This window comes from Lactobacillus sp. ESL0261 (genome assembly GCF_003693025.1).
Taxonomy (GTDB): Bacteria; Bacillota; Bacilli; order Lactobacillales; family Lactobacillaceae; genus Lactobacillus; species Lactobacillus kullabergensis.
Genome location: NZ_REHN01000009.1, coordinates 60,326 through 79,418, shown reverse-complemented (window position 1 = coordinate 79,418; position 19,093 = coordinate 60,326). Strand labels below are relative to the sequence as shown.

General features: G+C 36.0%; 23 protein-coding genes and 2 other annotated features. Of the genes, 20 read left to right on the top strand and 3 right to left on the bottom strand.

Annotated features, from left to right (window positions below; all coding sequences use genetic code 11):
- Positions 1-4: 4 nt before the first annotated feature.
- From F5ESL0261_RS06520 to F5ESL0261_RS06450, 15 genes are all read left to right on the top strand, one after another.
- Entirely contained in the window at positions 5-823 is an 819-nt protein-coding gene (locus F5ESL0261_RS06520; RefSeq protein WP_122052634.1) for a transporter substrate-binding domain-containing protein, read from the top strand.
- Positions 820-1,458 (top strand): amino acid ABC transporter permease, encoded by a 639-nt coding sequence (locus F5ESL0261_RS06515; protein WP_109586479.1) that lies wholly within the window; start codon positions 820-822, stop codon positions 1,456-1,458. The genes F5ESL0261_RS06520 and F5ESL0261_RS06515 overlap by 4 nt, the downstream gene beginning before the upstream one ends.
- 13 nt (positions 1,459-1,471) lie before the next feature.
- A complete protein-coding gene (locus F5ESL0261_RS06510) occupies positions 1,472-2,125 on the top strand; it encodes an amino acid ABC transporter permease (protein WP_122052633.1) in 654 nt (217 codons plus the stop codon).
- Between the two features lie 64 nt (positions 2,126-2,189).
- Positions 2,190-2,301 (top strand) — a sequence feature (ribosomal protein L20 leader region).
- Positions 2,302-2,338: 37 nt separating this feature from the next.
- Positions 2,339-2,851: a translation initiation factor IF-3 gene (gene infC / locus F5ESL0261_RS06505; protein ID WP_045928312.1), complete on the top strand. Its 513-nt coding sequence runs from the start codon at positions 2,339-2,341 to the stop codon at positions 2,849-2,851.
- Between the two features lie 22 nt (positions 2,852-2,873).
- On the top strand, positions 2,874-3,074 hold the full coding sequence (rpmI, locus tag F5ESL0261_RS06500) for a 50S ribosomal protein L35 (protein WP_034980158.1): 201 nt from the start codon (positions 2,874-2,876) through the stop codon (positions 3,072-3,074).
- A 36-nt stretch (positions 3,075-3,110) separates the two neighbouring features.
- Positions 3,111-3,467 (top strand): 50S ribosomal protein L20, encoded by a 357-nt coding sequence (gene rplT, locus F5ESL0261_RS06495; protein ID WP_034980161.1) that lies wholly within the window; start codon positions 3,111-3,113, stop codon positions 3,465-3,467.
- A 106-nt stretch (positions 3,468-3,573) separates the two neighbouring features.
- Positions 3,574-4,098, top strand: coding sequence for a YqeG family HAD IIIA-type phosphatase (locus F5ESL0261_RS06490; RefSeq protein WP_122052632.1), 525 nt, complete (start codon positions 3,574-3,576; stop codon positions 4,096-4,098).
- The gene (gene yqeH, locus F5ESL0261_RS06485) at positions 4,091-5,206 is read left to right on the top strand and encodes a ribosome biogenesis GTPase YqeH (protein ID WP_122052631.1); all 1,116 of its coding nucleotides are present in this window, start codon (positions 4,091-4,093) and stop codon (positions 5,204-5,206) included. Before F5ESL0261_RS06490 ends, yqeH begins: the two co-directional genes overlap by 8 nt.
- Positions 5,207-5,214: 8 nt before the next feature.
- Positions 5,215-5,856 (top strand): nicotinate-nucleotide adenylyltransferase, encoded by a 642-nt coding sequence (locus F5ESL0261_RS06480; RefSeq protein ID WP_109586476.1) that lies wholly within the window; start codon positions 5,215-5,217, stop codon positions 5,854-5,856.
- Complete coding sequence (gene yqeK, locus F5ESL0261_RS06475) at positions 5,849-6,445, top strand: bis(5'-nucleosyl)-tetraphosphatase (symmetrical) YqeK (protein ID WP_122052630.1); 597 nt, start codon at positions 5,849-5,851, stop codon at positions 6,443-6,445. Before F5ESL0261_RS06480 ends, yqeK begins: the two co-directional genes overlap by 8 nt.
- Positions 6,446-6,454: 9 nt before the next feature.
- Entirely contained in the window at positions 6,455-6,802 is a 348-nt protein-coding gene (gene rsfS / locus F5ESL0261_RS06470; protein ID WP_045928307.1) for a ribosome silencing factor, read from the top strand.
- Between the two features lie 6 nt (positions 6,803-6,808).
- The gene (locus tag F5ESL0261_RS06465; RefSeq protein WP_122052629.1) at positions 6,809-7,963 is read left to right on the top strand and encodes a nucleotidyltransferase; all 1,155 of its coding nucleotides are present in this window, start codon (positions 6,809-6,811) and stop codon (positions 7,961-7,963) included.
- The gene (locus F5ESL0261_RS06460) at positions 7,964-8,518 is read left to right on the top strand and encodes a DUF177 domain-containing protein (RefSeq protein WP_122052628.1); all 555 of its coding nucleotides are present in this window, start codon (positions 7,964-7,966) and stop codon (positions 8,516-8,518) included.
- Positions 8,519-8,670: 152 nt separating this feature from the next.
- Positions 8,671-9,384 carry a response regulator transcription factor gene (locus F5ESL0261_RS06455; RefSeq protein ID WP_034980187.1) on the top strand — a complete coding sequence of 238 codons (714 nt, stop codon included), beginning with the start codon at positions 8,671-8,673 and terminating at the stop codon, positions 9,382-9,384.
- Positions 9,362-10,945, top strand: a complete 1,584-nt coding sequence (locus F5ESL0261_RS06450; protein WP_122052627.1) for a HAMP domain-containing histidine kinase — start codon at positions 9,362-9,364, stop codon at positions 10,943-10,945. Before F5ESL0261_RS06455 ends, F5ESL0261_RS06450 begins: the two co-directional genes overlap by 23 nt.
- A gap of 127 nt (positions 10,946-11,072) precedes the next feature.
- On the opposite strand, the gene yidC is transcribed toward F5ESL0261_RS06450, so the two are convergent.
- Complete coding sequence (yidC, locus tag F5ESL0261_RS06445; RefSeq protein ID WP_122052626.1) at positions 11,073-12,038, bottom strand: membrane protein insertase YidC; 966 nt, start codon at positions 12,036-12,038, stop codon at positions 11,073-11,075.
- A 33-nt stretch (positions 12,039-12,071) separates the two neighbouring features.
- Positions 12,072-12,404, bottom strand: coding sequence for an acylphosphatase (locus F5ESL0261_RS06440; protein WP_122052625.1), 333 nt, complete (start codon positions 12,402-12,404; stop codon positions 12,072-12,074).
- A 92-nt stretch (positions 12,405-12,496) separates the two neighbouring features.
- On the opposite strand from F5ESL0261_RS06440, the gene F5ESL0261_RS06435 reads away from it, so the two are divergent.
- The 5 genes from F5ESL0261_RS06435 to greA all read left to right on the top strand — a co-directional run bounded on the left by F5ESL0261_RS06435 (position 12,497) and on the right by greA (position 18,006).
- On the top strand, positions 12,497-13,267 hold the full coding sequence (locus tag F5ESL0261_RS06435) for an RNA methyltransferase (protein WP_122052624.1): 771 nt from the start codon (positions 12,497-12,499) through the stop codon (positions 13,265-13,267).
- A 78-nt stretch (positions 13,268-13,345) separates the two neighbouring features.
- A complete protein-coding gene (locus F5ESL0261_RS06430) occupies positions 13,346-13,696 on the top strand; it encodes a helix-turn-helix domain-containing protein (protein ID WP_122052623.1) in 351 nt (116 codons plus the stop codon).
- A gap of 48 nt (positions 13,697-13,744) precedes the next feature.
- Positions 13,745-13,947, top strand: a binding site (T-box leader).
- Between the two features lie 40 nt (positions 13,948-13,987).
- Positions 13,988-15,037 (top strand): phenylalanine--tRNA ligase subunit alpha, encoded by a 1,050-nt coding sequence (pheS, locus tag F5ESL0261_RS06425; RefSeq protein ID WP_122052622.1) that lies wholly within the window; start codon positions 13,988-13,990, stop codon positions 15,035-15,037.
- Positions 15,037-17,454, top strand: coding sequence for a phenylalanine--tRNA ligase subunit beta (gene pheT / locus F5ESL0261_RS06420; protein ID WP_122052621.1), 2,418 nt, complete (start codon positions 15,037-15,039; stop codon positions 17,452-17,454). The genes pheS and pheT overlap by 1 nt, the downstream gene beginning before the upstream one ends.
- Positions 17,455-17,529: 75 nt before the next feature.
- A complete protein-coding gene (gene greA, locus F5ESL0261_RS06415) occupies positions 17,530-18,006 on the top strand; it encodes a transcription elongation factor GreA (protein WP_034980198.1) in 477 nt (158 codons plus the stop codon).
- 100 nt (positions 18,007-18,106) lie between these two features.
- On the opposite strand, the gene F5ESL0261_RS06410 is transcribed toward greA, so the two are convergent.
- On the bottom strand, positions 18,107-19,021 hold the full coding sequence (locus F5ESL0261_RS06410; RefSeq protein ID WP_122052620.1) for an N-acetylglucosamine kinase: 915 nt from the start codon (positions 19,019-19,021) through the stop codon (positions 18,107-18,109).
- Positions 19,022-19,093: the final 72 nt, after the last annotated feature.

Sequence of the window (19,093 nt, the reverse complement as noted above, 5' to 3'; positions counted from 1 at the left end):
TATCATGAAAAAATTAATTTGCTCAATCTCGCTATTTTTGGGAATGTTCCTTTTATCTGGTTGTGGCAATAGTGTCACTGACCAGTCAGCTTTGAAAAATGTGCGCTCGTCCAATACCATTACTTGGGCAGTTGAAGGTGACAAAAAACTTTTTAGTCTAATCGATATTAGAGATGATAAAGAAAAGGGCTTTGATATTGATATGGCCAAAGCCATTACCAGAGAAATTTTAGGTCCTAAAGGGCAGGCTCGCTTTACGCTTGCCACTTCACAGTCGAGAATACCTTTATTGAAAAATGGTAACGTTGATGCGGTAATTGCCACTCTGACAATTACTCCTGAAAGAGCACAAGTAATTAGTTTTTCCAAATCGTATTTTCAGGCTGGTAAATCATTTCTTGTCCCTAAAGGATCAAAAATTAAAAAGCCAAGTGATCTTAATGGCAAAACTGTAATTGGGATTGTTGGCGATAATTCTGTTGAGGCAGTAAAGAAAGTTGCCCCCAGAGCAAAAGTTGTCGCTATGCAAGATTATGGTCAAGCTGTATCAGCTTTGAAATCGCATCAAGGCGACGCTTTGACTAGTGATAATGGTATTTTATATGGTTTAGCAGCACAAAGTCCAGACAGCCTTGAAGTAACAGGAGGAACTTATACTAAAGAACCTTATGGTATTGCGGTAAATAAAAATCAAGAACCTTTTCACAGAGCTATTAATCGAGCGATTGATAAGATTCAAAAGAGTGGAGAATACAATCGCTTAATTAAAAAGTGGTTCGGCCAAGTTCCTGGTTTTAACTATAAGGAGATGTATATAAAATGATTCGTATCTTCAATAATTTTAGTAGTCAACTATTTTCAGGATTTGGCTGGACTATTTTATCAAGCCTGTTAACGTTAGTATTTAGCCTGATTTTTGGAGTTTTATTAGCTCTTTTAGAGGTTATCCCAAATAAAGTGGCAAACAAAATCGGTAGGACTTACGTAGAGATTTTTCGTAATATACCATTATTAATTATCGTAATGTTCTTTTACTTAATAGTACCGAAATATTTTGTCAAAATAGACGGCTTTACTGCAGGTACAATTGGTTTGTTTTTGTATACTTCAGCTTTTATTGCTGAAATAATCCGGTCAGGCATTCAGTCTGTCTCCCAAGGCCAAATGGAAGGTGCCAGATCTACGGGGATGACTTATAAGCAAGCTATGCGTTATGTGATTTTGCCTCAGGCTTTTAAAATTGTTATTCCACCATTAGGCAATCAATTTGTCAATTTAATCAAAGATTCGTCAATTTTGGCTTTTGTGGCTGGTTTTGATTTAATGTATCAGGCTAATGCAATCGCCTCTGTGACTTTTGATACATTTAACAGCTATTTTGTAATCGGCGTGCTGTATTTAATAATTACTATGCCTTTAAGTTATTATATGCAACATCTAGAAAAGAAAATGGCATAGGGAGGCGACTAAAATGCAAACATGGATTAATGCCCTATCATGGTTAAACTTCGGTTTTCTATTAAAGGGGTTAGCAGTCACATTATTTATTTCAGTTTTTGCAATTGTACTAAGTTTCATTTTAGGATCGATATTGGGAATAATTCGCTATGCAAAAATTAGATTTATTTCAGCAATTGTCGGCTTCATTATTGACATTGTTAGAAACTTACCTTTATTATTAATTATCTTTTTTACTTATTTTGGCCTGCCCAATATTGGTTTGAGACCAGGAGCAATTTTGTCAGCTATTATTGCAATGACAATCTTTGAATCCAGCATGATTGCAGAAATTGTGCGCTCTGGTATTCAGTCGGTTGCTGTAGGTCAAATTGAGGGAGCGAGATCTACAGGAATGACCTTTGTGCAGGCACTATGGCATGTAGTTTTACCGCAGGCGTATCGGCACATGATTCCTACCATCATTGGTCAGTTTGTGTCATTAATAAAGGACACGTCTTTAGCTACTATCATTGTTGTACCTGAACTAATGCAACACGCACAGGTTATTTATGGTCAAAATGCAAACTATATTGTGCCAATGTTTGCGGCCTTAACGCTTTTGTACTTTATTGTTTGCTTTACTCTATCCGCTATCGGTAATAAACTCAATAAACGTTTAGCATAAATTAAAGCATTGAAAACTAATCTGATTGACACATTCGCAAAAGACGAGTATAATTACGAAAGTTGAGAACAAGAAGAAGCTTCCCGCTTCTCGCCTAAGTTAAGTTGACCTCTGGGCTGATCGATATTTTCTGTTGATTAAGGGCGGGTAAAGTTTACCCGTCTTTTTCTTGTCCTCAGATTAATATGGAGGTGAAGAATTATTCCAAGGAATTTGATATTGAACGATCAAATTCGCGCTCGCGAAGTTCGTTTAATTAATGAAGATGGTGAACAAGTTGGTGTTGTTACTAAAACTGAGGCTTTACGCCAAGCAAATGTTGCAAATTTAGATTTAGTTCTAATTTCGCCTAATGCCAAGCCACCTGTTGCTCGTATCATGGACTATGGTAAATACCGTTTCCAGCAACAAAAGAAGGTTAAAGAATCCCGGAAAAAGTCTAAAACGGTTAGCGTAAAAGAAATCCGTTTAAGTCCAACGATTGAGGGTAACGATTTTAACACCAAGTTAAAACATGCGCGTAAGTTTATCACCAAGGAAGGTGCTAAAGTCCGCGTTTCGATCAGGTTCAGAGGTCGAGCAATCACTCATAAGGAACTAGGTCGTGAAGTATTGGAAAAAATGGCTGAAGCCACATCTGATATTGCTACTGTAATTAGCAAACCCAAGATGGAAGGCCGTTCAATGTTCTTAATGCTCGCTCCGAAGAGTGACAAAAATAATTAGTTAATTTGGAGGAATTAGAAAAATGCCAAAAATGAAAACCCACCGCGCTTCTGCTAAGCGTTTTAAGAGAACTGCTTCTGGTCAATTAAAGCGTCATCACGCTTTTACCGGCCACCGTTTCCACGGCAAGACTAAGAAACAACGTCGTCATTTGAGAAAGGCTGCAATGGTTTCACGCAGTGACTTGAAGCGCATCAAACAGATGCTCTCTCAAATGCGTTAATCAAATATATAAAACGATATTTAGGAGGAATTTTAGATGCCAAGAGTTAAGGGTGGAACAGTTACACGTAAACGTCGTAAAAAGATTATGAAGCTTGCCAAGGGTTACCGTGGCGCAAAGCATATGCAATTTAAGGCTGCAAGTACACAGTTGTTTGTATCTTACAGATATGCATTTCGTGACAGAAGAAGACGCAAGAGCGACTTCAGAAAGTTATGGATTGCCAGAATCAATGCTGCAGCAAGACAAAATGATATTTCATATTCTAAGTTAATGCACGGCTTGAAATTAGCTGGTGTTGATATTAACCGTAAGATGTTAGCTGATATTGCTTATAACGATTCAAAGACTTTTGCAAAATTAGCAGAAACTGCTAAAAAGGCTTTAAATTAACCAAAAATGGCGCTTATGGCGCCGTTTTTTTATGTCGAAATTTAGCACTTGCAGTAGATAATTTGGTATATTAAACTAGTGCAATGATAGATAAGAAGGAAATTGAATGTTATTCAGACCACACTATACAATTGACACGATTTATCATTTAGATATTAAAGTGCTAAAGCAAATAGGTATCAAAGCTGTTTTTTCAGATTTAGACAATACTCTTTTAGCTTGGAATGAGTTCGAAACTGCTGCAAAAATGAATAATCTCAATAAAAAATTAGCTCAAGCTAGTATTAAGTTAGTTGTGATTTCTAATAATAATGCTGAAAGAGTAGGCAAAGTTTTAAATCCTTATCACATTGACTTTGTAGCCAAGTCTAAAAAGCCGTTGCCCTTTGCCATAACTAAAAAAAGAAAGAGTATGGGGATAAAAAAAGACCAGGTTATGATGGTTGGTGATCAGTTAATCACAGATATACAAGCAGGAAATTTGGCTGGTGTAGAATCCGTATTAGTAAAACCGCTTATTCAAACTGATAAGTGGAATACACGTATTAATCGCTTTTTTGAGAAAATTATTTTTTTCTTTTTAAATCTTTCACACCCAGTTACATTTAAGGAGACATTAAAAAATGGATGACCAAATTATTTGTATTGGTTGCGGAGCAGTTCTTCAAGCTGATAATGCAGAAGAAGCAGGCTATTTGCCTGCCTCGCGTTTAAAACAGGCGCAAGAAAGTGAAGCTGACGGCAACGATATTTATTGTCAGCGTTGTTTTCGGCTACGCCATTATAATGAAATTATGCCAGTCGAATCTGACAATGATGATTTTTTAAAATTATTAAATTCCTTGTCAGAGAAGAAAGCCTTAATTGTAAATGTTGTAGACCTATTTGATTTCACCAACTCCTTGCTTTCAGCAATTAAACGCTTTATTGGAAAGAATGATTTTATTCTTGTTGGCAATAAATTCGATCTTTTCCCTCAAAATTCGCGTCAAAGCAAAATAAAGGATTGGATGCGGCAAGAAGCCAATCGAATTGGGTTATATCCTAAGAAAATATTTCTGGTAAGTGCAAAAAGCAAGACTAATTTGCCAGAACTGATAGCGTATTTAGATCAAAATTCACATGATCAAGATGTTTATTTTGTAGGAACGACTAATGTAGGCAAATCCACCCTTCTTAATGCAGTTATTGACCAGATGGGTGATATCCAAAATTTAATCACCACTTCCCGCTTTCCGGGTACAACACTTGATAAGATTGAAATTCCTCTGGCAAATGGTCATTTTTTAGTTGACACACCGGGTATAATAACGGAAAATCAACTGGCTACGCGTTTGAATGCTCAGGAATTGAGCTTGATTTCACCGCAAAAGCAGCTTAAGCCTGTAACTTTTCAGCTTAATCCAGGTAACACTTTATTTTTAGCTGGATTGGGCAGAGTAGACTTTTTAAAAGGTGGGAAAGCAAGTTTTACGGTTTATGCAGCACGGGGATTATATATTCACAGGACTAAAACGGAAAATGCTGATAGTTTCTTTGCCAAACACCTTGGCGAATTACTTGCCCCACCATCACAAAGTGATGAGTTGCCGCCTTTAAAAGGACAGGAATATCATACTAAAGAAAAAAGTGATTTGCTCTTTGGTGGAATAGGTTTTGTTACCGTCCCGGCAAATTGCTTGGTTAGAATATACACACCAGATAAAATTGGTTTAGGTATTAGACGTGCATTAATTTAGAGGATATAATGATTGCTATTGCTAAAAATTATCAAAAAACGCCAACTGTTGAAGTAGCCGAAGAAAAAATAGGGCCTAAAAAAGGGCGTCAAATCGGTATTTTGGGTGGAACATTTAATCCAATTCATTTAGGTCATTTAATAGTAGCGGAGCAAGTATTGACTAAACTCCATCTTGATGAAATTTGGTTTATTCCGACCAATATTCCTCCATTAAAGGATCAGCCAGTCGTTTCTGCACAAGACCGTGCAAATATGCTTGAGTTGGGTACTCAAGATAATCCTCGGTTCCAAGTAAAATTATTTGAACTATATCGTGGTGGAGTTTCATATACTGTTGATACCTTAAGATATTTACGTGAATCTCAACCTGAAAATCATTATTACTTGATTATGGGCAGCGATCAAGTTAATAATTTAGGTGAATGGAAAGAGCCTACTAAATTGGCTCAACTGGCAACGCTTGTCGGAGTTCAAAGGGCCGGATACCCCCAAAAAGCTAAATTACCAATGATTTGGGTTGATGTTCCTGCCATCGCAATTAGTTCCAGCCTTGTTAGACAAACTATTGCGATTGGTGGATCAATCAGATACTTAGTACCTGACACAGTCAGAAATTATATTCAGAAAAAAGGCATATATCATGAATAATTTGTTTTTCAAAAAGACTTATTCAGTTCTATCTAGTGCTGAAATTGTGTCTAAAGAAAAAAGTAATATGACTGAAGATCGTTTTGAGCATTGTATTGGAGTTAGCAAAACTGCTAAAAAATTAGCAAAGTTAAACCAATATGATGAAGATAAAGCCGAATTAGCTGGATTTATACATGATTATGCAAAACAAGTTTCAGTTGAGGAATATCGTGAAGTTATTAAAACCAAGGGCTTTGATCAGGACCTGTTAAATTGGAATCGAAGCATTTGGCATGGTATTGTGGGTACATATTTTATTCAGAGAGATCTGAAAATTAATGATTCAGAAATTTTAACGGCAGTACGCAGGCATACAACAGCTGACGTTGAAATGACAACTTTAGATAAAATTGTATTTATGGCTGATTACATCGAACCTGGCAGGTCATTTCCAGGAGTTGAAGAAGCGCGTAAAATAACTTATGCTAATCTTGATCAGGGCGTCGGCTATCAATTAGCACATACTCTTGAATTTTTAATTGAGAAAAGAAATAAAATCTATCCACGTACTTTAGACGCTTATAATGTTTGGGGTATTAAAGAATAAGGAGAAAAATTGACTAGTAAAGAAATATTGGCTTTTACTCTAAAGGCAATTAGTGATCGTCATGGAGAAGATACTGCAGCTTACGATATGCAGGGACATAGTATTTTAGCTGATTATTATGTTGTGACCAGTGCAGGCTCAAACAGACAATTACATGCTATAGCTAATGCTATCATTGATGAAGCTCACAAGGTTAATTATTATGATTATCGCGTTGAAGGCACGAGTGAATCAAATTGGCTTCTACTCGATTTAGGCGATGTTGTTGTAAATGTTTTTACTGAAGATGCACGTGATTTTTACAATGTTGAAAAACTGTGGGTTAACGGCAAAAAATTAGAATTAAAGGAAGATTAGCTAACAATGAGTGTAGTAGGGATCATTGCGGAATACAATCCCTTCCATAGTGGGCATGAATTTTTAATGAATCAGGCTCGCTATATTGCAGGCAGTAAAGACCCGATCATTGTTGTCATGTCAGGCAATTATGTTCAGCGTGGAGAAATGGCAATTATGGATAAATGGTCTCGTGCGCAGGCAGCGCTTGAAAGTGGTGCTGATGTAGTACTTGAACTGCCATTTTCCACTTCGGTTGAACCAGCTGATTTGTTTGCACTTGGCAGTATTGACCAATTAGTCAAAGTCGGCGTCACTGACTTAATTTTTGGTGTTGAAGACGCTACACAAAATTATGCTTATTTAGGTAGTAAGATTGCTGAAATTCCACAAAGTCACATGGACTTTAATGATTACAGTCAAACTTATTCAACCCAATATAATCAAATGGTAGCAAGAGAAGTTGGTCATGAAGTTAGTGAGCCCAATGCTATTCTTGCTTTGGCTTATGCTGTTGCTAATCATAATTTGGGTACGCCCATAGTTTTGCATCCAGTTAATCGGATTGGTGCCGGTCATGATGATGTCTTGCAGAGCAATAAAGTTGTTCAAAGCGCCAGTGCAATTCGAAATATGATTCTCCATAATGAAACTAATTATACTTTAGAACAATGGCTGCCTAAAAAAGAGGTACAGCTTTTATTTCAGCAGAAAAATTATCCAAATTGGAATCTGTTGTTTCCATTCTTGAAGTATAAGTTGGAATCTTCTTCAGTTTCAGAATTGAGAAAAATATACCAAATGAGTGAAGGCCTTGAGTATAAAATGAAACATGAAATTCATGCAGCACAAACTTTTACGGAATTTTTGCGAAGAGTTAAGTCAAAGCGTTATACGTATTCTCGCTTGCGCCGTCTAAGCCTGTATACGCTTTTAAATGTAACTCAGGAAGACATGATTAACAGTTTTAACCATGAATCGCTTTTACTTCTAGGCTACAGCAGACTCGGGAGAAAATATCTTAAAGAAATCAGGAAAAAGACTTCCGCGAATATTATTTCGAAGGTTGATCAAAAAAATACTAAAAATGGTTCGATGAAATTACAATTACGTGTTGATCGCCTTTTTGAACAACTTATGGCGGTTGATCAAAACTTTGGACAACGTCCGCTGGAGGTCTAAATGTTAACTTTAAATTTTACTCAAATAAAAAATAGTAATGAACCTCTGACTCATATTGAATGCGAGCTTGAATTAAGAGAGGAATTTATTAAGCGAAGTCACGGTTTAGTTTATCAAGTTGATAATGTAATAGTCTCAGGTGATGCGTTTTACAATCAACCATATGTTACCGGAGACTTTCAAGTGCAAGCCAGTTTGATTGTTCCTTCTAGTCGCAGTTTGAATCCCGTTGAATATACAGAAAATTTTCACTTTAGTGAAAATTATACTGATATAGATGTGGCTAAAGAAGAAATTGATGAAAGCGACATTCCGATCGTAAAAGTGAAAAATGAAGTTATTAACTTGCAAAAAGCAATTGAAGACAATATTTTACTACATATCCCAACTACAATTTTGACTGCAGAAGAAAGAGAACAAAATATTTATCCCGAAGGAAAAGGTTGGGCTGTGATCTCAGAAGATGAATTTGATAAGAAAGAAAAGGAACAAATAAACCCTGCCTTTGCTAAATTAAAAGATTTATTTAAAGAAAATAATGAGAACCACAATTAGTTAAATAAGAATAATTAAATATAATTAGAAATCAGTATTGTTGAAATGCTGGTTTTTAATCTTGTTTTAAAAGCATTTTTAAAGTATGCTTTACTTGTTGACAAGAATTAAATTAAATTAATCAAAATTAAGTTTTAAAAGGATGACGAAAAATGGCAAGAATATTAATTGTTGAAGATGAAAAAAATTTAGCGCGCTTTGTGGAATTGGAATTAAAACATGAAAAATATGATACTGTTGTCGAAAGTAATGGTCGCAAGGCATTAGATTTGGCCCTAAAAGAAGATTTTGATGCTATTCTGCTAGATCTGATGCTTCCTGATCTTAACGGCTTAGAAATTGCCCGAAGAGTTCGTCAAGTTAAAAGTACACCGATCATTATGATGACTGCACGTGATTCTGTTATTGACCGCGTTTCTGGTCTTGATCATGGAGCTGATGATTATATTGTTAAGCCATTTGCAATTGAAGAGCTTTTGGCACGCTTGCGTGCAGTTTTACGAAGAGTAAAAATTGAAAAAGACGCATCAGATGATTCTGTTGAAAAGAAGGTAGTAAAATTCAAGGACCTTACTATTGAGACTGCAAATAGAATTGTTCGCCGTGGAGATGGTAAAGCTGTTGACTTAACTAAACGTGAGTATAACTTGCTCATGACTTTGATTAAGAATAAAAACAACGTGGTTAGCCGTGATCAGTTGCTGGCAAAAATTTGGGGACCTGGTTCAAATATCGAAACAAACGTTGTCGAAGTCTATGTGCGTTATTTACGCAATAAAATTGACGTGCCTGGTAAACAATCATATATCAAAACAGTCCGTGGAACTGGGTACATGGTAAGAGATGAGGATGATGAGAAGAAGTAAAAATAGATCCCAAAAAGAGACCAAGCATTCATCGTTGGTATTACGGTGGGTAAGTATCGTTGCCTTGACGATTATGGTCTCTTTTATTGCTTTTTCTGTAATAATCTATTCATTTGTTGGACAGCAATCGATGGTCCAGCAAAAAGAAACATCGAATGAGATGGTAAGCAAACTCAATAGTAGTTTGAACAAAATACCTAAGCAATTAGAGATTGCTAATGTTGTTCCTGCTTTAACACCGTCAGCAAGAGAAGTATTAAAGGGCAATCCTCCTATTAATTTTGATGAACACAATAATAGTGCATTTAATGACGATTTGCTGTCATCGCTAACAAATCCTGATTTGAGTGTTGTCGTTTATAATCTTAGACACGAGGATGTTTTTGATAATGGCGGTAAAATCATTCCATTCAAAAAAATAAAAAGTGACTACGAGATGACTCGTACTTCTAAAAATCATAGACAAGAACTGATTACTTATCAAAAAGTTAGAGCTGCTCATTCAGGAAAAGTTACAGGTTATATAGTTGTTGCTAATAAAATGACATATTACAATGGGTTAATGAAAGACCTGTTAAAGTGGATGGTAAGAATTTCTTTAATAGCTATAGTACTTTTTACACTGGTAGCTTATATAATTGTTCGTGACATTGTAAAGCCTGTGAAAGAAATGTCACGAGTTGCTTTAGAAGTTAATGATGATCCAAATAGTACTGCAAGAATCAGGGATTTCCATCGTCATGATGAATTACAAGAATTAGCAGTTTCTTTTAATCAAATGTTAGATCGAATGCAACGCTATATTGATCAGCAAAAGGAATTCGTGGGTGATGTTTCTCATGAACTTCGCACTCCTGTTGCGGTAATTGAAGGTCATTTAAACATGCTTAAACGCTGGGGCAAGGATGACCCAGAGATTTTGGAAGAATCAATTGATGCTTCTTTACAAGAAGCTAAAAGAATGCAGCATTTAATTCAAGAAATGCTTGATTTAACGCGTGCTGAACAAATTAATGTACAGTACCCTAATGCTGTGACCAAAGTTTCTGAAGTTCTTAAACGGGTCGTTGGTGATATGTCACTGGTTCATAAGGATTTTGTTATCAGACTGGATATGGACGATTTACCTAGCGATACTGAAATTCAAATTTATCAAGGCCATTTGGAACAATTACTTGTTATTCTAATTGATAACGGTATTAAATATTCCACGGACCGCAAGGAAATGAATGTTTCAGCAGGATTGTCGCAATATGATGTGCATATTATAGTCCAGGATTTTGGTGAAGGTATTTCTGAAAAAGAACAAAGCAAAATTTTCAATAGGTTTTACAGAGTTGATAAAGCTAGAACTAGAGAAAAGGGTGGCAACGGTTTAGGTTTATCAATTGCTCAAAAGTTAGTTACCAGTTATCATGGGAAAATCGGTGTCGAATCTGTAGAAGGACAAGGAAGTCAGTTTATAATAGAATTCCCAGCACTTACAAAAGCTCAATCCCAAAAATTGCATAAACGTGAGGAAGCTGAAAAAGCAAAGAAAAATAAAAAAGAAACAAATTAAAAAGGACCCTAAGAAGCCTATTGATTATCTGTTTAATGTAATCAAATTTAGACTTAAAGGGTCTTTTTAATTATCAACTTGTATGTGAGCCAGAAAGTTGGACCACTTTTGGGACTTAATAAAACAACTAAGGTCGTCTTTGTTGCTTACCTTTGTTGCGATTACGTAAGTTTTCGTGCAATTGTTTTGTTTGTTGGGACTGAGCAGGAGAAGCCTTCTTAACGTTAAGAAGCTCATCTACTTTTTCCTTTGTTACAACTTCTGTAATAGGTTCACGTTTTAATTCTTCGTCTACTTCTTTCTTAACTTTAGGCATAATGATATATGTTACTATCAACTGTTGAATAACGGAGAAAAAGTTTCCGGCAGCCCAGTATAAAGCAACTGAACCAGATACAGAGAGGCAGATGAAGAGCGTCATAATGGGATTCATGAGCATCATAGATTGCATTTGCTTCTTTTGCTCTTTGGGAATTCCTACTAATGAAAGATAGCCTTGAGCAAAAGCAAAAATAGTGGCAAACACCGTTACTGATATAGACCTGCTGCTTAGTGAAATACCGAAAAATGACGAACTTGCCAAACTCTTTGAATACATTACAGCATCATAGATTCCGATCATAATCGGGAACTGGATGATTAACGGTAAGCAGCCCATTCCCCCAGTTAATGATAAATGATTTTTAGAATATAGTTCACGCTGCCAGCCGGTTAAAGTCATTTGCTGATCTTGATTTAGATCTTTGCGTTTCATAGTATCCTGAATTAGCTTCATCTGCGGTTGCAGACGTGCCATTTTTTCTTGCTGGTTAGTTGATTTCTTTTGTTGATTAAGCATTAACGGCAAAAGAATCATTCTAACTACAAAAGTCATTATGATAATGGACCAGCCAGCTCCATTAGCTCCACCTATGAGGTTAGAAAAATAGAGCATTATATTTTGCATGGGTTTACCGATAAATTTATAGATTGACCCGTATATAAAGCCTGTTGGCGGTTTATTAACCCCACCATTTTGTGCACAAGCAGTAACAAATAACATGACTGTTAAACAAACAGTAATTAATCCGATATATTTGCGAAATTTTTTCATTCAATTCACCCAATTATTATTTTTTGCCAATAACTAATATAATACATGAAAACCAGTCATTTTGCTTACTTTTGTTAGTTTTTCTTTTTTAATATTTGAAATGCGAGCAAATTGAGAAATATTTTTGGGTAATTCAGCACAAAATTGATTGACTCGGCTTAATTCTGCCTGTAAAGTAATTGTGACTGTCCCGTCACTGTTATTACGAACACTGCCAGTCATTCCCATTTTTTGAGCAAGGTTTAATACGCTCCAGCGAAAACCTACACCCTGGACAATGCCTGAAATGGTTAATTGCCAAGTTTCTCTTGAATTATCAGTTGGATCGCTTTTTCTTTCGCTCTTGTGTTTGTTAAAAAATCCCATAATAATCCTTCCTAGTCCTACTTTCTTGATTTTAACATTTTATCAGCTTGAAATTAAAAATAATATTGATAAATACGAAAGAAGATACCTTAATGTCTAAAAAAATAAGTTCATTAAAAAATAAATTGGTAAAAGAATTAAGTAAACTGAAGCAAAAAAGATATCGCCAAGAAAATGGATTATACGTAATCGAAGGCTTTCACCTAGTCACTGAAGCTCTCAATGCAAACGAAAAGTACAAGTATCTTTTAGGCACTGAAGAAGCTTTAGCTAAGATTCAAGATATTTTTCCTCACTTATTGACAAGTATGAATACTTTCGTAATTAACTCTACTGTTGCCCATCATCTTGCCAGCACTAAAAATTCACAAGATATATTTATGGTTTTAAAAATTACTCAACCGCAAAACTACCATTTTAATTTTGGTAAATGGGTTTTGTTAGACCATCTGGCAGATCCTGGGAATGTCGGTACAATTATTAGGACAGCAGATGCGGCGGGATTTGATGGTGTTGTTTTATCACCTGAAAGTGTTGATATCTATAATCCTAAGACTCAGCGCGCAATGCAAGGAAGTCAATTTCATATCAAGTTAGTTGTTCAAGATTTGATTGATGTAATAAAAGAAATGCAGGATAATGCAATACCAATTTATTCAAGTATGTTAGATAAAAACGCCAAGGAATTACCAGAATTTAAAAAAGTACCGCAAGTTGGTATTGTTATTGGTAACGAAGCACATGGTGTTACTTCAGAAATAGCAAAAATCTGTGATCAGAAACTATATATTCCTATAAAAGGCGAAGCTGAATCATTGAATGCTGCAGTAGCAGCTGGAATCATCATCTACTATTTCTCCTGACTATTAATACTTGTTTTTAGTAAGTATATTTAATATAATAAACACAAAGTAGACACTTTCTTGTGGGAGGACTGTATCATGGCTCAAGGTATTAAGGACAAAAACTGTGCGGGTTGTGGCGCTTCAAATTATGAATACTGCAAACATTTTATTAACGCGTTTAAAATTATTGGTAAAAAGTGGAACGGTTTAATTATTAGTTCACTCTGTGCCGGAGATTATATGCGCTTTAAAGACTTAGCACAATGCGTGTTGCCTTGCTCTGACCGTGTTTTAGTTGAAAGATTAAAAGAATTAGAAAAAGAAGATATTGTTAACCGTTCAGTTGATGGTAAAACAAAGATTATTTCTTACAGTCTGACACAAAAGGGTGAAGAATTAAAGCCCGTTTTTGATCAAATTCATGGTTGGGCCGATAAATGGGTCTAATTTGTCTAATCCACTTGCAAGTTTTTTAAAAAAGATATATTCTATTAACTAATTACAAAGAGTAAGACTAGTAGCAGCATTCATTTAATCAGAGAGACTTTTTTATTGAGCTGAAAGAAAAGTCTAAACAGAACTGTGAATTTCATCTTACTAGTAGAATCTAATCCATTCCGGTATTCACCGTTATCGAAACATGAGTGTGGGCATTTGGTGTCCAAACTAGGGTGGTACCGCGAAGCTTCGTCCCTTTTGGGATGAAGCTTTTTTGTTTGATTTGAAAGGAAAAATTTTATGGACTTATTTGACAGGTTAAAAGAACTGCGTGAAAAAGGTCTTGATGAGATCGATAAGGCTAAAAATGAAGAAAAGTTAAATGATGTTCGTGTTAAATTAACTGGTCGTAAAAGCGAATTGACAACTATTCTTCATTCAATGAAAGATATTGATCCAAGTGATAGACGTGAAGTTGGGCAACGAGTAAATAAATTGCGGGATCTGTTCAATGCTAAGCTGGATGATGCTAAAAATGAAATAGTAGCAGCTTTAGTTGAGGAACAACTGGCAAAAGAAAAAATCGATGTTACTTTACCTGGTCGCGAAATGCATCTTGGTACAAAGCATCCAATCAATATCATTTTGGATGATCTCGAAAAATATTTTATTGGCATGGGTTATAGAGTTGTGCAAGGACCAGAGATTGAAACTGATCATTATTGTTTTGAAATGATGAATTTGCCAAAAGACCACCCGGCAAGAGACATGCAAGAAACCTTTTATATAGATTCTGAAGACTTATTACGTTCTCAGACTTCTGGTGACCAGGCACGAGTATTAGAAAAACATGATTTTGCCAAGGGTCCTTTAAAGATGGTAGGACCAGGTAAAGTATATCGTCGTGATGATGATGATGCTACTCACTCACATCAGTTTATGCAAATGGAGGGTCTGGTAGTTGATAAAAACATTACGATGGGTGATTTAAAGGGAACCTTGGAATTAATGGCAAAGCATATTTTTGGTCAAGACCGCGAAACCCGTCTGCGTCCTAGTTACTTTCCTTTTACTGAACCTTCTGTTGAAATGGATGTTTCCTGCTTTAACTGCAATGGCCAGGGTTGCTCAATTTGTAAATATACTGGCTGGATCGAAGTTTTAGGTGCTGGAATGGTTCATCCTAATGTTCTCGAAAATGCTGGAGTTGATTCAAATGTTTATGGTGGTTTTGCCTTTGGCGTGGGATTAGACCGTTTTGCCATTCTTAAATATGGTATTGATGATATTCGTGATTTCTATACTAACGATGTTCGCTTCTTAGAGCAATTCAGTAAGGAGGAAAGATAATGCTGGTTTCATATAGTTGGTTGAAGGATTTTATTGATTTAGACCAAGATCCTAAGGAGTTAGCTGAAAAAATAACACGTACAGGTATCGAAGTAGCCGGTGTCAAGCATCCTGAAGAGGGTATGAAACAGATAGTTGTTGGTCATATTATTGATTGTGAACCAATTGCTGGCACACACCTGAATCTTACTCATGTTGATGTGGGAGAAGATGAATCTCATCAAATTGTCTGTGGTGCACCTAATGTTGCTGCTGGAGAAGATGTAGTGGTGGCTTTACCTGGTGCTCGGATTGCTGGTAATGTAAAAATTAAAAAAAGCAAATTACGTGGAAATGAATCAAATGGTATGATTTGTGGCTTACAAGAAATAGGATTTCCAGATAATTTGGTACCTGAAAAATATGCGAAGGGTATATATGTTTTTCCTAAAGATTCCGATATCAAACCAGGACAGTCCGCATTTGCTCCGTTAGGAATGGATGATTATATTTTTGACTTTGACATTACTCCGAATCGCGCTGATACCTTATCAATGGAAGGCTCAGCTTATGAAGTCGGTGCTATTACTGACACACCTGTCAGAGTTGAAGATATAACCCTTAAGGAAGACGGTCCAGATTGGACAAAAGACTTCACTTTAGATGTTGATCCTGAGCTTGCACCTAAGTTCTATTTACGCAAAATCAGTAATGTGAAAATAGGGGACAGCCCGCTTTGGCTTCAAAGGCGGCTTTGGAATGCCGGCATTAGACCCATTAATAATGTTGTTGACGTGACAAATTATATTATGCTTTTAACCGGCCAGCCAATGCACAGCTACGATGCTCGTGCTTTTAAAACAAATAAGTTAGTGGTTAGAAAAGCTAATAAGAACGAGAAATTGACACTTTTAAACAATAAAGAAGTTGATCTTGATCCTAATGACATTGTTATAACAAATGGTGAAGAAGTTGTGATGATGGCCGGAGTTATGGGAGGTCTTAATTCTGAAATTGAAGCTGATACTACTGATGTTTTGTTAGAGTCTGCTATTTTTGATCCAACCTTAATTAGAAAAGCTGCTCTGCGTCACGCTAATCGGACAGAAGCTTCTAGTCGTTATGAAAAAGGTGTTAATTGGGATGCAACAACCCGGGCATTAGATATGGCTGCTCTGTTACTGCGTAATGATGCTTCTGGAAAAATAAATGAAGGTGTGATTACGGGAAGTAGTGAAGAAAAGCAAGCAGTTCGAATTAAAACAACGATTTCTTACATAAATAAAGTTTTGGGTACTGATATTTCTTCATCAGAAATTGCTACAATTTTTTCCCGCTTGAATTTCAAGGCAGAAATTAATAATGATGAACTAATTGTTGATGTGCCAGCGCGGCGCTGGGATGTAGCTATTCCTGCTGATCTTGTTGAAGAAGTTGGACGTTTATATGGATATGATAATATCAAATCTACACAGCCAGTTTTAGCAGAAACACATGGTGGCTATTCTAAAAAAGAAGAAGCCATTAGACGTATTAAGAATATTGTTCAAGGTCAAGGTTTAATAGAAGCTATTTCTTATTCACTAACTTCACTTGAAAAAGCAATTGGCTTTTCCCAAGAACCTAAGAGGCCAGTTGAGGTCCAGATGCCATTGAATTCAAACCGTTCAACTCTGAGACAAAACCTTATGACAGGTCTTGTAGATGCTGCAGCCTATAATATGGCTCGCAAGCAAAATCAACTGGCAATTTTTGAGCAAGGACGTGTCTATGACTTCGAAAATAATACTTATAATGAACATGAACATTTAGCTGCACTATATAGTGGTAATGTTTATTTTGAAAATTGGCAAAACAATAATGAAAAAATGGATTTCTTTTATGTTAAAGGACAACTTACCAACTTGTTTTTAGCTTTGGGGATTGACACAGATGATGTTGAATACAAGGCTGAAGTAATTATGTATATGCATCCCACCAGAACTGCCGGTATATACATTAAGAACAAATATGTTGGCATGATTGGTATGTTAGACCGCACTGTCACACAATCTAATAAAGCTATGAAGGATAGCGAAATTTATGGTTACGAGTTAAATCTCGATGATATTATTCCACTAATTCTTAACCCACATACTACAGCACAAACTGCCCCGAAATTCCCTGCAGTTGAACGTGACCTTTCAATTCTAGTAGCTCAGGAAGTTACTAACCAAGCTGTTGAAGATGTCATCAAAGAAAATGGTGGCAAGTACCTCCATGATTTACGCATTATCGATGTATATCGTGGGTCTCACATTGCCGAAGATAAAAAGAGTTTTGCTTATCGTTTAACTTTCTTAAATGAAAATGATACTTTAACCGATGAAATTGTTAATGAAGCAATAAATTCTATTGATTCAAGTCTCGAAAAGCAGCTTAAAGCAGAAATACGCTAATGGTTGACTTTAATCGTTAAAGTAATATCATAGATCTTTGCAAAAAGAAATTTAACTTTAAGGAGTGAAAATTTAATGCCTGAAAAATCTTATCCGATGACTGCTGAAGGAAAGGAAAAACTGGAAGCAGAATTAAAAAATCTAAAGGTCGTGAAGCGCCCTGAAGTGATCGAAAGAATTAAAGTCGCTCGTTCTTATGGTGACTTGTCCGAAAACTCTGAATATGACGCTGCCAAAGACGAACAAAGCCATTTAGAAGATCGTATTAGTGTTGTTGAAGAAATGCTCAAATATGCTCATGTGGTTGATGCTAATTCTAGCGATCCAGATGAAGTTGCAGTGGGTAAAACGGTAACTTATACTGAAGTTGGTGAAGATGAACCAGAAACATATACCATCGTTGGTAGTGATGAATCTGATCCGATGAATGGTAAGATTTCTAACGATTCGCCAATAGCCCAAGCAATTCTAGGCAAAAAAAAGGGTGAAACAGTAACTATATCAACACCTGGTGGTAAATTTGATGTAGTGATCAATAAAGTAGAGGAATAGTTAGCAGTCTTTACAAAAGTGTTTTACTATTTTCGATAAAAAAAGACCAGAGCATATACGTTTTCTTAAATGAATATGTTCTGGCTTTTTTATGCTTTTTCTAGTGACTGGTAAAGTAGCGGTAATCTTTGCTTTTATCAAAGACCACACCTCGAGCATTCTCACCGTTAGAAATTGAAAATTGTGCGTCTGGATACTGTTCCCGAACCTTGTCTTCAAGAAAATCTCGCAGCATGTGATTATTAGCAAGCACAGAACCAGTTAATGCAATTTTCATTGGTTTAGGATCTTCGTAACGATTCATGCCAATAATAATATCACGTGCAAGAAGTTCTGCCTGTTCCTTGATTACTGCTAATGCAAAAGGATTACCTTTATCAGCTAGTTGTGCTACATTAACGGCCATTGACGCAAAGTCAGCGTTTGCTGTCTTATAAAATTTAGCTGTTGCATCATTTAGGTTGTCAACTTTGAATAATTTATTGAACATTGAAATTAGTTCATTTTCTTCTCGTTTGTCCCAACTAAGTAAGGCAGACTTTAAAGCTGACAAAGCAATCGCGTATCCGGAACCTTCATCACCTAAAATGGCGCCATATCCTCCGGTTGTGATAATTCTGCCATTCTGTAAACCATTATAAACTGAACCAGTACCGGCGATCACTAAGCCACCATCTTCACCTTCAAGACCATTATAAAGAGCTAAAAGTGAATCAGTAATTGCTCTGGTTGGTAAGTTATTAGCTTTAGCTGAAATCTCAGCTGCTACTTCAGGTGCATGGCCAACAACAGATAAGCCAGCTATTCCACATAAGATACGTTGGCAGTCACCATCGATTTCATCAATTAACTTGTTTATAGCATTTGTAATATTGGTTATTGCACTGGCGTAGTTAGTGTTTACCTGACCTGGCCCAGCTTGTGCACGTGCAAGTTCATGACCTTTTAAGTCATAAGCAATCGCCATAGTATGGGTTCCGCCTGCGTCAACTCCAATTTGAAATTTAAGTGTCATAGTTTGATCTTCTTTCTAAATTTTTTATCCCATCAATATTTTATTACAAATAAATAATTTACAGAAGATTTT